This window comes from Streptomyces rapamycinicus NRRL 5491 (genome assembly GCF_024298965.1).
Lineage (GTDB): Bacteria > Actinomycetota > Actinomycetes > Streptomycetales > Streptomycetaceae > Streptomyces > Streptomyces rapamycinicus.
Genome location: NZ_CP085193.1, coordinates 11,153,674 through 11,172,642 on the forward strand (window position 1 = coordinate 11,153,674; position 18,969 = coordinate 11,172,642).

The following is an 18,969-nucleotide window of genomic DNA, read 5'->3' on the forward strand; positions in this document are numbered from 1 at the left end:
TTGCCGGGTGGGGTGACCACACCGGAGGAGCTGTGGGACCTGGTGATGGAGGGTGGTGACGCGATCGGCGGGTTTCCGGAGGACCGTGGCTGGGATCTGGAGAACCTCTTCGACCCGGATCCGGACCACCCGGGCACCAGCTATGTCCGCGAGGGTGGTTTTCTGCGCGACGCGGGGGAGTTCGACGCGGGCTTCTTCGGCATCTCGCCACGTGAGGCGCTGGCGATGGATCCGCAACAGCGCATCATGCTCGAGACCTCCTGGGAGGCGTTCGAACGCGCCGGGATCGACCCGACCGCTCTGCGGGGCAAGGACATCGGCGTCTTCTCCGGGGTGACCTACCACAGCTACGGCTCCGGAGCGCGGGTCCCCGAGGAGCTCGAAGCGGTCATGGGAACGGGCACCTCGGCGAGCGTCCTGTCGGGGCGGGTGTCTTATGTGCTCGGTTTCGAGGGGCCCTCGGTCGCGGTGGACACGGCGTGTTCCTCGTCGCTGGTGGCGTTGCACCTGGCCGTACAGGCACTGCGGTTGGGCGAGTGCTCGATGGCGCTGGCCGGAGGTGTGACCGTCATGGCCAACCCGGGCATCTTCGTCGGCTTCTCGCGGCAGCGCGGCATGTCCAAGGACGGCCGTTGCAGGGCCTTCGCGGCCGCGGCGGACGGCACCGGCTTCTCCGAGGGCGCGGGAGTGCTGCTGGTGGAGCGGCTGTCGGATGCGGAGCGGCTTGGGCATCGGGTGTTGGCGGTGGTGCGGGGCAGTGCGGTGAATCAGGACGGTGCGTCGAACGGTTTGACGGCGCCGAACGGACCGTCGCAGCAGCGTGTCATCCGGCAGGCGTTGGCGGGTGCAGGGTTGGTGGCGGGGGATGTGGATGCCGTGGAGGCGCATGGGACGGGCACGGCGCTGGGTGATCCGATCGAGGCGCAGGCGCTTCTGGACACGTATGGCCAGGGTCGGCCTGAGGGGCGTCCGTTGTGGTTGGGGTCGTTGAAGTCGAATATTGGTCATGCGCAGGCGGCTGCGGGTGTGGCTGGTGTGATCAAGATGGTGTTGGCGTTGCGGTATGGGGTGTTGCCGAGGACGTTGCATGTGGATGAGCCTTCGCGGCAGGTGGATTGGTCGTCGGGTGCGGTGGAGTTGCTGACGGAGGAGCGGGTGTGGCCTGAGGTGGGGCGTGTGCGTCGGGCGGGGGTGTCGGGGTTCGGGGTGAGTGGGACGAATGCGCATGTGATTTTGGAGCAGGCGCCGGGGGTGGCTGTGGGGGTGGTGGCGGAGGCTCCGGGTCGTGGTCGTGGTGGTGTGGTGCCGTTGGTGGTGTCGGGGCGTGGTGGTGCGGGGTTGCGGGGGCAGGCGCGGAGGTTGCTGGATTTCGTTGAGGGTCGTCCGGATGTGGGTGTGGTGGAGCTGGGGGCGGCGTTGGCTTGTGGTCGGGCGGGGTTGTCGGATCGTGCGGTGGTGGTGGCGGGGGATCGGGAGGAGGCTCTGGCGGGGCTGGCGGTGGTGGCGGAGGGTGGTGGTGCGGGGAGGGCTGAGGTTCGGGGTCGGGTGGTGTTGGTGTTTCCTGGTCAGGGGGCGCAGTGGGTGGGGATGGGTGCGGAGTTGTTGGAGTCGAGTGTGGTGTTTGCGGAGGGGCTTCGGGAGTGTGCGGGGGTGTTGGATCCGTTGACGGGTTGGTCGTTGGTGGATGTGGTTCGGGGTGTTGGGGGTGTGGGGTTGTTGGAGCGGGTGGATGTGGTGCAGGTGGTGTCGTTTGCGGTGATGGTGGGGTTGGCGCGGGTGTGGTTGGCGGCTGGTGTGGTGCCGTCGGCGGTGGTGGGTCATTCGCAGGGGGAGATTGCGGCGGCGTGTGTGGCGGGTGGGTTGTCGTTGGAGGATGCGGCGCGGGTGGTGGTGTTGCGTAGTCGGGCGATTGCGGCGGGGCTGTCGGGTCGTGGGGGGATGGTGTCGCTGGGTGTGGGTGTGGGTGAGGCGGAGTTGTTGGTGTCCCGTTGGGGTGGTCGGGTTGAGGTGGCGGCGGTGAATGGGCCGTTGTCGGTGGTGGTGGCTGGTGAGCTGGGGGCGTTGGGGGAGTTGGTGGGGGAGTGTGAGGGCGTGGGGGTGCGGGCGCGGTGGGTCGATGTGGATTACGCGTCGCATACGGTGCAGGTGGAGGCGATCGAGGGGGAGTTGGCGTGTTCGTTGTCGCGGGTCCGGCCGGTGTCCTCGGGTATTCCGTTCTTCTCCACGGTGGAGGGGGAGTGGTTGGATACGGCTGAGTTGGATGCCGGGTACTGGTACCGCAATCTGCGGAGCACCGTCCGCTTCGCCCCGGCCATTGAGCGCCTGTTGGAGGAGGGCTTCCGGGCGTTCGTTGAGGTGAGTGCGCATCCGGTGCTGACGATGAGTATTGAGGCGGCGGCAGAGCAAGCGGACGCCGGACCGGTCGTGGTGACCGGGACGCTTCGCCGGGGTGAGGGTGGTATGCGCCGTGTGCTGACCTCCCTGGCCGAGGCGTATGTACGCGGTGTCACCGTCGACTGGTCCGCCCTGCTCGGCGACACCCCCGCGCACGTCGCGACGGATCTGCCCACCTACGCCTTCCAACATCAGCACTACTGGCTCAAGAACGCCGCCCCCGCTGACGCGGGATCCGTAGACGATCAACTGCCGGGTCTGGCCGAACTGTCCGAGGAGACCGGCACGTTGACCGCTCGCCTTCGTGGGGAGTCGGCGCAGGAGCAGGAACGCATCCTGTTGGAGACCGTCCGCCAGGAGACCGCAGGCGTCCTGGGCCATCCCTCGCTGGATGCCATTGAACCGGACATGGTGTTCAACCAGATCGGGTTCGATTCGGCCACCGCCGTGCAGTTGCGTAACCGTCTGAACGCACTCACCGACCGGACTCTGCCGACCACCCTGCTCTTTGACTACCCCACCCCCCTGATCCTCGCCGACTTTCTGCGTGACGAGCTCATCGGGGACACGGCCGCCCAGGCCCCGGAGGAGGCAGTGGGACCGACGTCGGCGTCCGTAGCTGTGTCGACCGAGCCGGTGGCGATCGTGGGCATGGCGTGTCGACTTCCGGGGGCAGTCACCACGCCGGAAGAGCTATGGGAGCTGGTGCTTCAGGGCCGGGATGGGATCAGCGACTTCCCGGTAAACCGAGGCTGGGACCTGGAGAACCTGTTCGACCCGGACCCGGACCACCCCGGCACCAGCTATGCGCACCAAGGCGGATTTCTGCACGATGCCGGAGAGTTCGACGCGGGCTTCTTCGGGATCTCGCCACGTGAGGCGCTGGCCGTGGACCCGCAACAGCGTCTGATGCTGGAAACCTCGTGGGAAGCGCTGGAGCGGGCCGGGATCGACCCGACCACCCTGCGGGGCAAGGACGTGGGTGTCTTCTCCGGTGTGACGTACCACAACTACGGCTCGGGCGTGGAGCCGGTGCCCGCCGAGCTCGAGGGCATGCTGGGCCTCGGGGCCTCGGCCAGCGTGCTGTCGGGACGGGTGTCCTATGCGCTTGGGTTCGAGGGTCCGTCGGTCGCGGTGGACACGGCATGCTCCTCGTCCCTGGTGGCGTTGCATCTGGCGGCTCAGGCGTTGCGAGCCGGTGAGTGTTCGATCGCCTTGGCCGGTGGTGTCACGGTGATGCCCACGCCCGGTATCTTCATCGCCTTCTCGCGGCAGCGCGGCATGTCGATCGATGGCCGGTGCAAGTCGTTCGCCGCCTCGGCTGACGGTACGGGGTGGGCCGAGGGCGTGGGTGTGTTGGCGCTGGAGCGGCTGTCGGACGCGGAGCGGAACGGCCATCGGGTGTTGGCGGTGGTGCGGGGCAGTGCGGTGAACCAGGACGGTGCGTCGAATGGCCTGACGGCGCCCAACGGTCCGTCGCAGCAGCGTGTTATTCGGCAGGCACTGGCCAGTGCGGGCGTATCGGCCACCGAGGTGGATGTGGTCGAGGCGCATGGCACGGGCACGGCGCTGGGCGATCCCATCGAGGCGCAGGCGGTGCTGGCTACGTACGGCCAGGACCGCGATCGGCCGCTGTTGATGGGGTCGTTGAAGTCGAACATCGGCCATGCGCAGGCGGCGGCGGGGGTGGCCGGTGTCATCAAGATGGTGTTGGCGTTGCGGCATGGCATCGCGCCTCGGACGTTGCACGTGGAGGAGCCGACGTCGCAGGTGGACTGGTCGTCGGGTGCGGTGGAGCTGCTGACCGAGGAGCGGGTGTGGCCGGAGGTGGGGCGTCCGCGCCGGGCGGGGGTGTCCGCGTTCGGCGTCAGCGGCACCAACGCCCACGTCATCCTGGAACAGGCGGCGCCGGAGGCGACCGAGCCGACCGAGCCGACCGACCCGGCGATGTCCTGGCCGAAGGGCGTCCCCGTGCCGCTTGTGGTGTCGGGGCGTGGTGACGCGGCCTTGCGGGCCCAGGCACAACGCCTGCGGTCCTTCCTCGCAGACGAGCCGCAGCTCGATATGAGCGAACTCGGTGTCGCGTTGGGTTGTGGTCGGGCGGGGTTGTCGGATCGTGCGGTGGTGGTGGCGGGGGGTCGTGAGGAGGCGTTGGCGGGGTTGGGTGTGGTGGCGCGGGGTGAGTCGGCTGCCGGGGTGGTGTCGGGTTCGGTGGTGCGTGGTCGGTTGGGGGTGTTGTTCGCTGGTCAGGGGTGTCAGCGGGTGGGGATGGGGCGTGGGTTGTATGAGGTGTTCCCGGTGTTCCGGGAGGTCTTCGATGCGGTGTGTGGGGCGTTGGACCGGGAGTTGAATACCGGGGGTGTGTCGGGTTCGGTGCGGGAGGTGGTGTTCGGGGGTGGTGAGTTGCTGGAGCGGACGGTGTTTGCTCAGGCGGGGTTGTTCGCGGTGGAGACGGCGTTGTTCCGGTTGGTGGAGTCCTGGGGTGTGGTGCCGGATGTGGTGGGTGGGCATTCGGTGGGTGAGGTGACGGCGGCGCATGTGGCGGGTGTGTTGTCGTTGGAGGATGCGGCGGTGTTGGTGGCGGCGCGGGGTCGGTTGATGGAGGCGTTGCCGGGGGGTGGCGTGATGGTGGCGGTGGGCGCGGGTGAGGACCGGGTGCGTCCTCTGCTGGTGCCAGGAGTGGATATCGCGGCGGTGAACGGCCCCGCTGCGGTGGTGCTCTCCGGCGACGAGGAGCCGGTGTTGCGGGTGGCGGGGGAGTTGTCGGAGCGGGGGTGCCGGACGAGGCGTCTGGCGGTCTCGCACCCGTTCCACTCCACGCGGATGGAACCGATGCTGGAGGAGTTCCGGGAGGCGATTGCCGACGTGTCGTTCGCTGCCCCGGTGATCCCTCTGGTGTCCAACGTGACCGGGCAGCTAGCAGACACGGAGGCGGTGTGTTCGCCCGAGTACTGGGTGGAGCATGTGCGTGCCGCCGTGCGCTTCGCGGACGGAGTGCGGGCGCTTGCCGACTATGGCGTCGGCACATACCTGGAGTTGGCGCCGGATGCGGTGCTGTCCGCGATGGTCGGGGACTGTCTTCCTGAGAAGTTGGCCGAAGAGTCCGTGGTGGTGCCGTCGCTACGGCGTGAGGGTGACGAGCCCCGTGCGCTGCTGTCCGCCGTCGCTCACCTGCACGTGGCAGGCGTACGCATAGATTTCGGTGTCCTGTTCGGCAACACGGTTCTGCCTGCCCATATCTCGGATCTGCCGACGTATGCGTTCCAGCGCGAGCATTACTGGTTGGTGGGGGACGGGCGTGGAGCCGGTGATGTGACGTCTGCCGGGCTGGCCGGGGTGGGACATCCGCTGTTGGGCGCGGTGACGGAGGTGCCGGGGTCGGGTGAGGTGTTGTTCACCTCCCGGCTGTCGTTGGGGTCCCATCCGTGGCTGGCTGATCATGTGGCCGCGGGTGCGGTGTTGTTGCCGGGTGCGGCGTTTGTGGAGTTGGTGGTGCGGGCCGGTGATGAGGTCGGTTGCGGTGGGGTGGAGGAGTTGGTGATGGAGGCTCCGCTGGTGTTGGCGGAGGGCGGGGCGGTACAGGTGCGGGTGAGCGTGGCGGAGGCCGATGAGGGTGGTCGGCGCGGCGTGCGGGTCTATTCGCGGGCGGAGGACGCCGGTCTGGGGGCTGCGTGGGCGCGGCACGCGACCGGGACGTTGTGCCGTGCGGAAGAGCTCTCCGCTCCCGACACTGGGTTGTCGGTGTGGCCTCCGGCGGGTGCCGTAGCCGTGGATCCGGGGGACGTGGAGGGCCTGTACGACGGTCTGGAACAGGTCGGCTATCGGTATGGGCCGGTGTTCCAGGGGGTGCGGGCGGCCTGGCGGCTGGATGGCGCGGTGTATGCGGAAGTGGCTCTGCCTGAGGAACATCGGGTACGGGCCGCAGGGTTCGGGCTCCACCCGGCGCTCCTCGACGCGGCCATGCACACCATCGCCTTTCACGATCGCGACGAAGCCGATGCGGAGCTCGTTCTGCCGTTCGCCTATCGCGAGGTGGCGTTGCATGCCTCCGGGGCCTCAGCGCTGCGGGTACGTGTGACACCGTCCGGCACGAACACCATGACCCTGGAACTGGCCGATGAGAGCGGCTCTCCCGTGGCTTCGGTGGGCTCGGTGGTGTCCCGTCCGGTCAGCGCCGAGCAGTTCGGCACGGCGGCGACGGCGGACCGGATGTTCCGCATCGCTTGGGAGGAACTGCCGGTTCGGCCGGACGGTACGACCGTGGAACCCGTATCGGTGGCCGACGCCGAGGACGTACACCATCTGGCCACGGTCCCGGAGGCTTCCCAGCCGGACGTGCTGCTGCTGGACCTCGGCGGCGGCACAGCCGATGTGCGGGAGCTGACCGGGCGGGTGCTGCGGGTCGTACGGGCGTGGCTGGCCGAGCCCTCGTTGGCGTCCAGCCAACTGGTCGTGGCGACGCGGGGTGCCGTCGCCGTCCGGGAGGCCGATCCGGCCGATCCGGCAGCGGCCGCCGTATGGGGCCTGGTGGGGTCCGCACAAGCGGAGAACCCCGGGCGGATTCTCCTCCTCGACATCGACGAAGCGACGATACCCACCGCGTTGCTACCCGCGCTGCTCGCCGGTGACCAGCGCCAACTGGCCCTACGCGATGCCACGTGCTTCGCCCGGCGCCTCACCCGTGTCGCGGATGTGTCTGAAGCCGCTCCGGGCGGTTTCGGTTCCGGCGGGACGGTGTTGGTGTCGGGCGGTACGGGGGCGTTGGGCGCGGTGGTGGCGCGGCATCTGGTGGCCGTGCATGGGGTGCGAAGTCTGGTGTTGGCCAGTCGGAGTGGGCCCGAAGCCGTCGGCGCCGTCGAGTTGGAGGCGGAGCTGGTCAAGGCAGGGGCGCGGATACGGATCGTCGCATGTGATGTGGCCGACCGCGACGAGGTGGCCGGGCTGCTGGATGCCGTCCCGGAGGATGCGCCGCTGTCGGCGGTGGTGCATACGGCCGGTGTTCTGGATGACGGTGTGCTGACGGCGTTGACTCCGGAGCGTATGGACGCGGTGTTCCGGCCGAAGGTGGACGGGGCGCTCCACCTGCATGAGCTGACCCGGGACCTGGACCTTTCCGCCTTCGTCCTGTTCTCCTCCGCCGCCGGCACCCTGGGCAACGCGGGCCAGGGCAACTACGCCGCCGCCAACGCCTACCTCGACGCGCTGGCCCATCAGCGCCGGGCCCAGGGGCTGCCCGCCGTGTCCCTGGCCTGGGGCATGTGGCAGCAGGCGGCCGGAACGGGGATGACCGGCCGCCTCGGCGATGCCGATCAGCGCCGTATGACACGCGGCGGTGTCGCCCCCTTGTCCCCGGCCGAGGGCATGGGACTGTTCGACACCGCGCTGCGTATGGACGGACCCACGGTCCTCCCCATCAAGCTGGACCTCGGCGCGCTCCGCGCCCAAGCCGTCAGCGGGACGGTTCACCCGCTGCTGCACCGGCTCGCCCCGGTGACTCGCCGAGCCGCTGCCCCTCGGGCCACGGCCGATCAGGGCCTGGTGACCGGCCGACTGGCCGGGGCCACCCCCGAGGAGCGGGAGCGGATTCTGCTGGACATGGTGCAGCAGGAGGCCGCTCGGGTTCTGGGACACTCGGCGGCCGCCACCCTCGACCCCGACGTTCTGTTCACCGAGATCGGTCTGGACTCACTGATGGCGGTGGAACTACGCGATCGCCTGGCCAAGCGCACCGCGCTGCGGCTGCCTCCCAGCTTTGTCTTCGACCACCCGACTCTCCGGATGCTGGCCCGGCAACTGCGGGACGAACTGGAGAAAGCCGATGCGGATGATCCTCCTGGAACCGTCCCGGACCCCGGAGCCGCCCGGGAGTGACAGCGCCCAGCACACCCGGTTCAGCCTGACCGGGCACCGACCGAAGCGGCAAGAAAGGGATCGCGCATGTTCAGCACGGACACCTACCTGGCGCATCTGGGGTTCTCCCAGCCCCCCGCCCCCACCCTGCCGAACCTGCGGCAGTTGCACCGCGGCCATCTGATGACGGTCCCCTACGACACCAACCACACCCACCGCCTCAGTGCGGAGAACATGGCCGACATCGATATCGACAAGGCATTCACCGCCATCGTGCCGACCGGCGACGGTGGCATGTGTCTGGAGCTGAACACCTTGTTCGCCCGGTTGCTCCGCGAATTGGGCTATGACCTGGACGTCATCAGCGGAGGCACGTATCTGCCCGGTGACATCTTCGCCCCCGACCCCGAACACATGCTGATGCTCGTCCGTATCGAGGGGCAGGAGTGGCTGGCCGACGTAGGACATGCCGGTCTGTGCTTCACCGAGCCGCTGCGTCTGGCCGAGGAGGAGGTGCAGTGGCAGTACGGCTGTGCGTTCCGGCTGATCCGGCGGGACGGCTATCTCGTACTGCAGGCCAAGACCCTGGACCACGACTGGCGCACCACCTACCGCTTCACCACCCGGCCCAGGACCTATGACGCCTGGGCCGGTGTCGGTGAGGGCAATGGCCCGGCCATCCTGGCCGCGATGCGCCGGCGCAGGCGCGCCATCGACAAGGGGCAGGTCTTCCTCACCAACAACATGTTCACGATCGTGGAGGACGGCCGTGAGAAGGTCACTCTCCTCGTCGATCCGGAACAGCGCGCGAAGGTGCTCGACACGTACTGGGACGGTCGCGACTGACCGAACCGGTGCCGCTGCCGCCGACGACCAGCAGATGAGAGTGATGATGCGCCATGAAATTCGGCTTGCTGTACGGGGCCCAGCTGCCCCGCCCCTGGACCCAGGACTCTGAACACCGCTTGTTCAAGGAGATGTTGGAGGAGATCGAGCTGGCCGACCGGCTGGGCTTCGACCATGTGTGGTGCCCTGAACACCACTTCCTGGAGGAGTACTCGCACATGTCCGCGCCGGAGGTGTTCCTCGGCGCGGTCAGCCAGCGCACCAGCCGCATCCGCATCGGCCACGCGGTCGCCCTGATGCCCCCGGGGTTCAACCCGACGGCACGGGTCGCCGAGCGGATCGCCATGCTGGATCTGCTCTCCGACGGGCGAGTGGACTTCGGCACGGGCGAGTCCACCACCCCCACCGAACTGGGTGGCTTCGGCGTGGAGCGCTCCGTCAAACGGGACCAGTGGGCGGAGGCGGTGGACGCCGTCGCCCGTATGTTCGTAGAGGAGCCCTTCGCCGGGTACGAGGGCAAGTACGTGTCCGCTCCCATCCGCAATGTGCTGCCCAAGCCGCGGCAGAAACCGCATCCGCCGATGTGGATGGCCTGCGGCAACCGGGACGCGATCCGCATCGCGGCCACCAAGGGGCTCGGCGCGCTGAACTTCTCCTTCTTCGGTCCGGCGGAGACCAAGAAGTGGGTCGACGCCTACTACTCGGGCATCGAGTCGGTGGACTGCGTGCCCGCCGGGTTCGCGGTCAATGCCCAAATCGCCGCGACCATTCCGATGTTCTGCCACGAGGACGAGACCACGGCGGTGGAACGCGCCGTCGACGGCGTCCAGTTCTTCAACTTCGGCCTCGGCTTCTACGCGGGCTTCGGCACCGCCGCACCGGGCCGCACCCGGCTGTGGGAGGAGTTCCAGCGCGACCGCGACAAGCACGGCATGGGCCGCTCCTCCTTCGGCAAGCCCGGTATGCCACTGGGCAATCCGGCCCGGGGCGCGGTGGGCACTCCGCGCCAGATACGCGACTTCCTGCGGCTGCACGAGGAGGCCGGACTGGACCAGGCGATCTTCCTCGTCCAGGGCGGCGGCACCCGGCACGAGCACATCTGCGCGTCGCTGGAGCTCTTCGCCAACGAGGTGATGCCCGAGTTCAAGGAGCGCGACGAGACCGCCGAACGGCTGAAGGCGGCCCGGCTCCGGCCCGCCATCGACGCCGCCATGGCCCGGCGCGAGCCGCCACGGACGGCCGACCTCGACTACATCATCCCCGCCCGGAGCCAGAGCTGACACCGGAGCCAGAGCTGACCCCACAGCTGACACGGCACCGGCACCGGCATCGGCATCACCAAAGCAGAAGGAGAACGTGGTACCGCCATGGCTGACACCCCCGAAGAAGAACTTCGCATCCTCGACCCGCAGACCGTCGCCGAGGAGCTGCGCAAACACGGCCCGCCGAGGCAGATCACGATGAACGGGACCACGGCGTGGCTGGTCTCCCGCTACGAAGACGTCCGGGACTGTCTCGGACACCCCGGCATGAGCCCGGCCGCCGCCTACGCCGCATCCCAGGGCCAGACCACTCCGGTCAGCGGGTTGTTCGAGGACACGCTGCCCGGCACCAATCCGCCCCAGCACACCCGGCTGCGCAGGCTGCTCGCCAAGGCGTTCACGACACGCAGGGTGGAGAGCCTGCGGCCGCGGGTGCAGGAGATCACCGACACACTGCTGGACCGGATCGCCGTCGACGGCCGGGCCGATCTCGTCACCGCGCTGGCCGTCCCGCTGCCCATGCAGGTGATCTGTGAACTCCTCGGCGTGCCCATCGCCGACCGCACCGAATTCCACCAGTGGGCCGATCTGATGCTCATGCCCCCGCTGGACCCGGACACCGCCGCGCGCTCCCAGGACGCCTCCGCCAAGCTGTGGGCGTACATGGAGGATCTCGCCGAGGCCCGGCGGAAGGCCCCCGAGGACGACCTGATCAGCGATCTGATGTCCGCACACGAGGACGACCGGCTCAGCCACCGCGAGGTGGTCGCCACCGCCCGGATGATGCTGATCGCCGGGTACGAGCTGACCGGCAGCTTCATCAGCAACGCTGTCTTCTCGCTGCTGTCCCAGCCGGATCAGATGGAGCTGTTGCGCAAGGACCCCGAACTGGCCGGGCGCGGGCTGGAGGAGCTGCTCCGGCACGCCGGGCCGGGCATCCTCGTCGTGCGTTTCGCCAACGAGGACGTGGAGATCGGCTCCGTACCCATCCGCGCCGGCGACCAGGTGCTCCTGGACATGGACGCCGCACACTCCGACCCGGCACACTTCACCGACGGCGAGCGGCTGGACCTGACCAGGGACTCCGCCACGCATCTCCAGTTCGGCCACGGCATCCACTACTGCATCGGTGCGCCACTGGCCAGGGTGGAGGGGCAGATCGCCCTGGAGAGCCTGGTCCGGCGGTTCCCCGGCCTCCGGCTGGGCGTTCCCGCCGCCGAGATCGGCCACAGCAAGAACCCGTTCATCCGCTCGCTGACCACGCTCCCCGTCGAGCTCGAGGCTCAGCGGCCCGCGGGCGCTGGGTGATCGCGGGACGGCGTCGGATCGGCCAGGCCGGTGACCCGCATGGTGATGTTCAGCCGCCCGGACTTCAGTCCGGTGGCCGGGTCGCCGGTCCCCGGAAGGATCTTGGGGACGGCATGGTAGGCGTAACGGGAGGGGCCGCCGAAGACGAACAGATCGCCGGAGGCGAGTTCGAGGTCGGTGTAGGGCTTGGTACGGGTCTCGGTGTTGCCGAAGCGGAAAACGCAGCTGTCGCCGATGGTGAGCGAGACCACCGGGGCGGATGACCGCTCGTCCTTGTCCTGGTGCATGCCGAGTTTCGCCTGGGCGTCATAGAAGTTGATGAGTGCGGTGTCGGGGGTGTAGCCCTCACCGGCCGTCTCGTCGTCGTACGCGTCGGCCAGGGCGCGGCGGCCCAACTCGACCATCCAGTCCGGGAATTCGGCGACCCGCGCGCCGTTCACATCGTCGGCGGTGCGAGTGTAGGCATAGGGCTGCCAGTGCCAGCCGATGCACACCGTCCGCACCGACATGACGCCCCCGCGCGGCAGCTTGGTGTGCCGGATCGGGACCGGGCCGGTGGCCCAGCCCCGGCAGGCGATGACCAGCTCCCGCTGCTGCTCGAGGCCGAGCCAGCCCGGCACATGGACGGCGCCGGGAGCCACTTCGAGACGTGGGCGGGGGATCAGGGCGTTCATACGGGATTCTCCGCGGACGAGGACTGGATGAGAGCCATCAGGTGGCGTCGTGGAAGACCAGCCCCAGCGCGTGGCGCCGCCCGGACCGCACCGTGCTGACCCCGTGCCGCATGACCCCGGCCGACCAACCGCGTTTGGTGGCCACGGGGCGGTCACGGGTGGTGAAGATCAGGCCGTGGCCCTGCTGGAGGACGGTCGTGGTGCCCCGCGACTGGGCCCGGGGCCGCTGCTCGACCAGCAGGAACTCCCCGCCCGTGTAGTCCGTGCCGTACGCGTCCAGCCCGATCACCACCTGGAGCGGGAAGAGCATGGCGCCGAACACATCGCGGTGCAGGGCGTTCCAGTCGCCGGGTCCGTAGCGCAGCAGGATCTGCGCGGAGCGGCCCTGTCCGGCCTCATGGCACATGGCCAGCCACTTCTCGAGGCTGTCCGGCCAGGGCGCCGGGCGGCCGAGCCGCTCCGCCCAGTCACGGGCGATGGTCAGCAGCCGCGGATAGAGCGCCGCGCGCAACTCGGCGACCGGTTCGGGCAGGTCATGGGTGAAGTAGCGGTACTGACCGGAGCCGAAGCGGTGCCGGGCCATGTCGATCGTGCTCCGGAACTGCTCGTCCCGCTCATAGAGCCCGGCGACGCGGGCGCACTGCGCGGGGGTCAGCAGCCGTGGCGTGAGCGCGCACCCGTAGGTGTCCAGCTCCTCGGCCAGCTGTGTCCAGTCGGCCGCGGCCACGCGCTGGTGGAGGCGTGCGGTGTCGGTCGTGGTGCTCATCGGTGTGCTCCGGGTTCTCCGGGATCCGGGAGGGGTGCGCTACGGGCCCCGGCAGTGGGTGCGAGGCCCGCGCTCAGGCCGTCTGCCGGGCGCCTTCGTGGACGAGGAGCCGCTCCTTGCGCTCCAGCCCGCCCGCATAGCCGGTCAGCGCGCCGGTGGCGCCGATGACACGGTGGCAGGGCCGGACGACCAGCAGCGGATTGCGGCCGATCGCCGTGCCGACGGAGCGGACCGCGGTGCGCGGGGCGCCGATCTGCCGGGCGATGTCGCCGTAGCTGACCGTGGTGCCGTACGGAATGGACTCCAGCGCCTGCCAGACCCTGCGCTGGAACGCCGTACCGCCCTCGACACACTCGATGTCGAAGCGGGTGAGCTTGCCGTCGAAGTAGGAGCGCAACTGGGAGACGATCTCCGTGAACGCGTCGGCGTCCTCGCTCCAGCCGTCCTGGACGACGGCCCCGCCCTTCTGCCCGGGCACGGACAGGGAGACGAGCGCGGTACCCCCCGTCGCGGTGGCGGACATCTCGCCCACCAGCAGCAGCTCGCCGAGCGGGCTGTCGATCGTCGTGTGGACCGTCATGGCCGTGGTCCCTCTCTTCTTCTCGCCGTTCTGTCTTGCGTTGCTCCCAGCATGCGTCTTTCGGACACGGAAAGCTGGCGGGATTCGGACATGGCGTTTCGGACGCCCCTTCCCGCGCTCCCGCGCACCGGATGACGCGGCCGGCCTGCGGTGCTCAGTGGCCGTCCAGGGGGGTCTCGGCCCAGATGACCTTGCCGTGCGGGGTGTAGCGGGTGCCCCAGCGCTGGGCGAACTGGGCGACGAGGAACAGTCCGCGCCCGCCCTCGTCGGTGGTCGCGGCGCGGCGCATATGGGGTGCGGTGTTGCTGCCGTCGGAGACCTCGCAGATCAGGCGGCGGTCGCGCAGCAGGCGTAGGTGCACGGGAGGGGCGCCGTAGCGCAGGGCGTTGGTGATCAGTTCGCTGATGATCAGCTTGGCGGTGCTCGCGGCGTCCTCCAGGCCCCATGCCTGTAGCCGGCGGGCACAGGCGGTGCGCAGCGAGGCGACCGCCGCCGGGTCGGACGGCACATCCCATTCGGCCACGTTCTCCGGGTCGAGCAGGCGGGTGCGGGCCACCAGCAGGGCGACATCGTCGCTCGGGTGGGGTGGAAGGACGCTCTGGAACAGGCTCCGACAGGTCTCGTCGGGGTCGAGGTCCGGCTCGGCCGCGAGGGCGCGGCCCAGCAGGTCCAGGCCGGTTTCGGTGGTTCGGTCGTGGCCTTCGAGGAGACCGTTGGTGTAGAGCACCAGGCGGCTTGCGGCGGGCAGTGAGAGGCCGACCGCCTCGAAGGGCTCCCGGCCCAGGCCCAGGGGCGGGGAGACGGGCACCGCGGGGATCTCCACGGTGCCGTCGGGGTGGGCCAGGGCGAGGCCCGGATCGCCGGCCCGGGCCACGGTGCAGTGGCCCGACACCGAGTCGTGGATCGCGTACAGGCAGCCGGCGCCCGCGATGCGGGTGCCGTGGGCGTCGGCGTCATGCTCCAGGGCGAGACGCGTGACCAGCTCGTCCATATGGGAGAGGAGCTCATCCGGGGGCACGTCCCGGGCCGAGAAGTTCTGCACCGCCGTGCGCAGCCGGCCCATCGTGGCCGCTGTGTGCAGGCCCTGCCCGGCCACCTTCCCGACGACCAGCGCGACCCGGGCGCCGGGGAGAGGGATCACATCGAACCAGCTTCCGCCCGTCCCGCCCGGCGCGGGCAGATAGCGGGCAGCCACCTCCGCGGCGTTCTGATCGGGCAGGGCGCCGGGGAGGAGGGTGCGCTGCAGGGCGGTGACCATGGCGTGTTCGCGGGCGTAGCGGCGGGCGTTGTCGACGCAGACGGCGGTGCGCACGGCCAGCTCCCGGACGATGGCCAGATCCGTTTCGTCGAACGGCGCACGGTGCCGGGCCCGCCAGAAGGTGGCGAGGCCCAGGGTGACACCGCGGAACCGCAGCGGGACGGTGATCAGCGAGTGGATCCCGTGGTCGAGGAGGCGCCGGGCCTCTCCGGCCGGCCATTCGCCGGTACCGGTGGGATCGGCCTGGAGGAGGACGGCGGCTCCGGTCCGCACGGCCCGGCTCTGCGGTGTGGAGGGGGCGTGGACGACCCGCTCGCCCACGCGGAAGAGGGGGGCTTCGGCGGGTGTCCCGCCGACGGCGGTCCGGTGCGGTGCCAGGGGCTCGTACGGCGGCTCGGGCTCTTCGCCGCGCAGTACGGGGTCCAGCAACTCGACGGCGGCGATGTCGGCGAACCGGGGGACGGCCACCTCCACCAGCTTCTCGGCGATGCCCGTCAGTTCGAGGGTGGAGCTGATCCGCACACCGGCGTCGGACAGCAGCTTCAGCCGGTCGCTCGTCTCCACCGCCCGGTCGGAGAGCACCCGCAGCGCGGTGGTGTCCCGCAGCGTCACCACGCTTCCGGCGGGGGCGCCCGCACGATCCGTGGACCGCAGGTTGACCGACAGTAGCCGCTCCCCGCAGGGGTGCACCTCGTCCGTGACGTGCCGTCCCGACGTGAGCAGCTCCGTCAGGTGGGGTTCGAGGCCGAGCGCGCCGACGTGGCGCCCCTCCGCGTCCGGAGCCAGCCGCAGCAGCTCCCGGGCCTCGTCGTTGACGAGCAGCAGCCGCTTGTCCGCCGTCAGGACCAGCACCCCTTCGCGGACCGAGTGCAACACCGCGTCGTGGTGCTCGTACATCCGCGTCATCTGCGCGGTGCCCAGGCCGTGGGTCTGCCGCCGCACCCGCCTGTTCAGCAGCGCCGCCCCGCCCGTGGCCAGGACCAGCGCCCCGGCGCCGCTGCCGAGCAGCATCGGCAGCCGGCGGTCCATGGTGCTGTGCACGCTCTGGATCTTGACCCCGACCGACACTCCGCCGAGGAAGGTGCCATCGGCCCCGGTGATGGGGACCGCCGAGACGACGGATGGGCCCTGGCTGGCCCGGAAGGTCTGCGAGATCGTCTTTCCGCGCAGCTCTTCCCGCACCAGCCCGGCGGGTCCGACGATCCGTTTGCCGATCAAGGGCCTCTCGGGGTGGGTGAGGCGGATGCCACGAGTGTCGAACACGACGACGCTGTCGACGCCGGAGCCCTTCCGTGTCGCCTCCGCATGCGACTCCAGTGCCGATGTCGGTTTGTCGCCGCTCATGGCCCGGGCCATGCCGGGAGCATGCGCGAAGGTCTCGGCGACCGCGAGCGATCGCCGACGGGCGTCGACCGTACCGTGAGCCCGGGCATCCGCGGCGACGGCCGCCACCGCGGCGGCCACCAGAACCAGGATCAGCAGAAGCTGCAGGATGAACGCCTGCCCGGCGACGCTGCGCAGATGCGGCAGGAGCCCCAGCCGCCTCCGGGCCGGGCGAGCATGTCTGCTCATAACGGCATTTATAACACTCTCGTCCTCGTAGTCGGCGGGGAGTCCGCGGTATCGCTTGATCGATCAATGTGCTGATCAAGGGTGGTCCGCGATGACACGGGGAGGTGGGTTACGCGCCCGCCCGGCCACGGGCACAATGAGGCGGCTGGACCAACTACCGCCCCATTCAAGGAGGTTCGGGTGAGGACAGCACGCCGTACCAGAAGACGTGGTCGGTTCCGGTTGATCGCCGCGGTGTCCGGTCTGTTCGTCACGGCAGCCCTCGGGGCGGTCGGCACGAGTGCGGCCGCTTCCGCCGCGTCGACCTCCGCGGCCACGTCCCCGTCCGCGTCCGTGTCAACGTCCCCGTCCGCGTCAACGTCCGTGTCCGGTGCCGCCTCGGCCGTGGAGTCCCTGGATGTCCCGGGCACCGCCTGGACCGTGGACGAGCGCACCGGAACGCTGCGTGTCCTCGTCGGCTCCACGGTCCGGGGCGCCGACCGGGCCAGGATCGACCGCACCGCCGAGCGCTTCGGCGGCGCCGTCACCGTCGAGCGGCTCGACGGCCCGCTGCGGACCCTCCTCTCCGGTGGCGACGGGATCTACTCCTCCACGGGGGTGCGCTGCTCCGCGGGGATCAATGTGCAGAGCGGCGCCACGTACTACTTCGTCACCGCCGGCCACTGCGCCGATGGCAACGCCACCTGGTACACCGGCTCCGGTACGACCACCCCGGTCGGCCCGACGACCGGGACCAGCTTCCCGGGCAACGACTACGGCGTCGTCCGGTACGCCAACACCGCCGTTCCGCACCCCGGGACCGTGGGGACCGTCGACATCACCGGGACCGCCACCGCCCACGTCGGCCAGCAGGTCTGCCGCCGGGGCGCCACGACGGGTGTCCGGTGCGGTGTGGTCACCGCGCTCAACGCGACCGTCAACTATGGCGGCGGTGACATCGTCTACGGCCTGATCCAGACCAATATCTGCGCCGAACCGGGCGACAGCGGTGGCCCGCTCTACGCGGGCGACAAGATCATCGGCATTCTCTCGGGCGGCTCCGGGGACTGCACCTCCGGAGGCACCACGTACTACCAGCCGATCCAGGAGGTGCTGAGCGCCTACGGTCTCACCGTCTACTGACACCGACCGGCGGTGGTGGTGGCTCCGTGATGCGTCGCCGGGCCGGGATCGCCCGTGCCGGGCCGGGATCGCCCGTGCCGGGCCGGGATCGCCCGTACTGGGCCGGGACCGTCCGCGCCCGGAGGTCCCGGCCCGCTGGGCATGAGCCGGTGCGGGCCGACGAAGGACCGCGCGCCGTGCACCGCGCCTCACAGACCGTGGCGGCGGTCGCCCAACACCGCTTCGCAGACCCGCGATTCCACCTCCGCGGAGAACGCCACCTCACTGCGGGCCCGGGCCGCGGCGACCGCCTCTCGGGTCTCCTCGGCGATCAGATCCGCGTTGATATGGGCGGCAGCGGTCGCTCCCGCCGCCGCGGCGGCACCCACCTGGGCCGACAGATCGGTGACATTGCCCGCGACCCACACCCCGGGCACATCCGTGCGGCCGGTCGCGTCGGACGGGATGTGCTCACCGGCGCCACTCGGATGCTCCACCGGCCGCAGCCCGAGCGCCGCCAGGAAGCCGGTGTGCGCCACCATCCGGGGCGCGACGGCCAGTGCCTCGCGCTTGACCACGTGGCCATCGCGCAGGCGCACGCCGACGAGGCGGTCCTCGACGATCTCCACGGACGCCACCTCGCCGCTCACCACCCGGATGCCACGGGCGGCCAGCTGCTCCGCCTCCTCGCCGGTCGGCACCGGCAAGGTGTGGGAGAAGAAGGTGACATCGTCGCTCCACTGCCGGAAGAGCATCACCTGGTGCAGCGACAGCGGCCCGCTCCCCAGTACGCCGATGGCCTGGTCGCGGACCTCCCAGCCGTGGCAATACGGACAGTGCACCACATCCCGGCCCCACCGGGACCGCAGCCCGGGGATGTCCGGCAACTCGTCGACCAGCCCGGTGGCCAGCAGCAGCCGGAGTGCGCGGACGCTCCGGCCGTCGGTCAGGGTCACCTGGAACCCGGTCTCCTCCCGGGCCACGGCGCCCACCTCGCCGGACACCACCTGACCGCCGTAGCCGCGGACCTCGGCCCGGCCCCGCTCCACCAGCTCCTCCGGGGGGACCCCGTCCCGGGCCAGCAGTCCGTGCACCCCCGAGGCCGGGGCGTTGCGCGGGGCGCCCGCGTCGATCACCACCACCGAGCGCCGCGCCCGAGCCAGCATCAACCCCCCGCTCAGCCCCGCGGCGCCACCGCCGATCACCACCACGTCGTAGGCGTTCTTCAGCTCATCGGTCACCTTGACCACCTCCACGGCCCACCATGCGAGCCTGCCTCGTCGCTAGGCAAACCACCTTGCCGAGATGGCAAACGGCAGTTCGGGCTTGTCGGCCCCTGCCGGCTGCACCGGATAGTC

At 70.1% G+C, this 18,969-nt stretch carries 10 protein-coding genes; 5 read left to right on the plus strand and 5 right to left on the minus strand.

Going from position 1 to position 18,969, the window contains the following annotated elements:
• Positions 1–12: 12 nt before the first annotated feature.
• The 4 genes from LIV37_RS46045 (at position 13) to LIV37_RS46060 (ending at position 11,660) form a co-directional block, all read left to right on the plus strand.
• Entirely contained in the window at positions 13–8,265 is an 8,253-nt protein-coding gene (locus tag LIV37_RS46045) for a type I polyketide synthase (protein WP_425507169.1), read from the plus strand.
• A 66-nt stretch (positions 8,266–8,331) separates the two neighbouring features.
• Positions 8,332–9,090 (plus strand): arylamine N-acetyltransferase family protein, encoded by a 759-nt coding sequence (locus LIV37_RS46050; RefSeq protein ID WP_020873942.1) that lies wholly within the window; start codon positions 8,332–8,334, stop codon positions 9,088–9,090.
• Positions 9,091–9,143: 53 nt separating this feature from the next.
• Entirely contained in the window at positions 9,144–10,370 is a 1,227-nt protein-coding gene (locus LIV37_RS46055; RefSeq protein WP_020873943.1) for an LLM class flavin-dependent oxidoreductase, read from the plus strand.
• Between the two features lie 87 nt (positions 10,371–10,457).
• Complete coding sequence (locus LIV37_RS46060; RefSeq protein ID WP_020873944.1) at positions 10,458–11,660, plus strand: cytochrome P450; 1,203 nt, start codon at positions 10,458–10,460, stop codon at positions 11,658–11,660.
• On the opposite strand, the gene LIV37_RS46065 is transcribed toward LIV37_RS46060, so the two are convergent.
• From LIV37_RS46065 to LIV37_RS46080, 4 genes are all read right to left on the minus strand, one after another.
• On the minus strand, positions 11,636–12,334 hold the full coding sequence (locus tag LIV37_RS46065) for an alpha-ketoglutarate-dependent dioxygenase AlkB family protein (RefSeq protein ID WP_020873945.1): 699 nt from the start codon (positions 12,332–12,334) through the stop codon (positions 11,636–11,638). The genes LIV37_RS46060 and LIV37_RS46065 overlap by 25 nt on opposite strands.
• A 37-nt stretch (positions 12,335–12,371) precedes the next feature.
• Positions 12,372–13,100, minus strand: a complete 729-nt coding sequence (locus LIV37_RS46070; protein ID WP_020873946.1) for a 2OG-Fe(II) oxygenase — start codon at positions 13,098–13,100, stop codon at positions 12,372–12,374.
• 73 nt (positions 13,101–13,173) lie between these two features.
• Positions 13,174–13,680 (minus strand): methylated-DNA--[protein]-cysteine S-methyltransferase, encoded by a 507-nt coding sequence (locus tag LIV37_RS46075; protein WP_020873947.1) that lies wholly within the window; start codon positions 13,678–13,680, stop codon positions 13,174–13,176.
• 154 nt (positions 13,681–13,834) lie between these two features.
• A complete protein-coding gene (locus tag LIV37_RS46080) occupies positions 13,835–16,510 on the minus strand; it encodes a SpoIIE family protein phosphatase (protein ID WP_020873948.1) in 2,676 nt (891 codons plus the stop codon).
• Positions 16,511–16,690: 180 nt separating this feature from the next.
• On the opposite strand from LIV37_RS46080, the gene LIV37_RS46085 reads away from it, so the two are divergent.
• On the plus strand, positions 16,691–17,632 hold the full coding sequence (locus LIV37_RS46085; protein ID WP_121826583.1) for a S1 family peptidase: 942 nt from the start codon (positions 16,691–16,693) through the stop codon (positions 17,630–17,632).
• Positions 17,633–17,820: 188 nt separating this feature from the next.
• Here LIV37_RS46085 and LIV37_RS46090 read toward each other — a convergent pair whose 3' ends face one another.
• The gene (locus LIV37_RS46090; protein ID WP_202979696.1) at positions 17,821–18,852 is read right to left on the minus strand and encodes an NAD(P)/FAD-dependent oxidoreductase; all 1,032 of its coding nucleotides are present in this window, start codon (positions 18,850–18,852) and stop codon (positions 17,821–17,823) included.
• Positions 18,853–18,969: the final 117 nt, after the last annotated feature.

What these genes read in the sequence shown, in the direction of transcription:
- LIV37_RS46065 (WP_020873945.1), bottom strand. Translation starts at nt 12,334, where the DNA reads ATGAACGCCCTGATCCCCCGCCCACGTCTCGAAGTGGCTCCCGGCGCC.
- LIV37_RS46050 (WP_020873942.1), top strand. Translation starts at nt 8,332, where the DNA reads ATGTTCAGCACGGACACCTACCTGGCGCATCTGGGGTTCTCCCAGCCC.
- LIV37_RS46070 (WP_020873946.1), bottom strand. Translation starts at nt 13,100, where the DNA reads ATGAGCACCACGACCGACACCGCACGCCTCCACCAGCGCGTGGCCGCG.
- LIV37_RS46080 (WP_020873948.1), bottom strand. Translation starts at nt 16,510, where the DNA reads ATGAGCAGACATGCTCGCCCGGCCCGGAGGCGGCTGGGGCTCCTGCCG.
- LIV37_RS46060 (WP_020873944.1), top strand. Translation starts at nt 10,458, where the DNA reads ATGGCTGACACCCCCGAAGAAGAACTTCGCATCCTCGACCCGCAGACC.
- LIV37_RS46055 (WP_020873943.1), top strand. Translation starts at nt 9,144, where the DNA reads ATGAAATTCGGCTTGCTGTACGGGGCCCAGCTGCCCCGCCCCTGGACC.
- LIV37_RS46075 (WP_020873947.1), bottom strand. Translation starts at nt 13,680, where the DNA reads ATGACGGTCCACACGACGATCGACAGCCCGCTCGGCGAGCTGCTGCTG.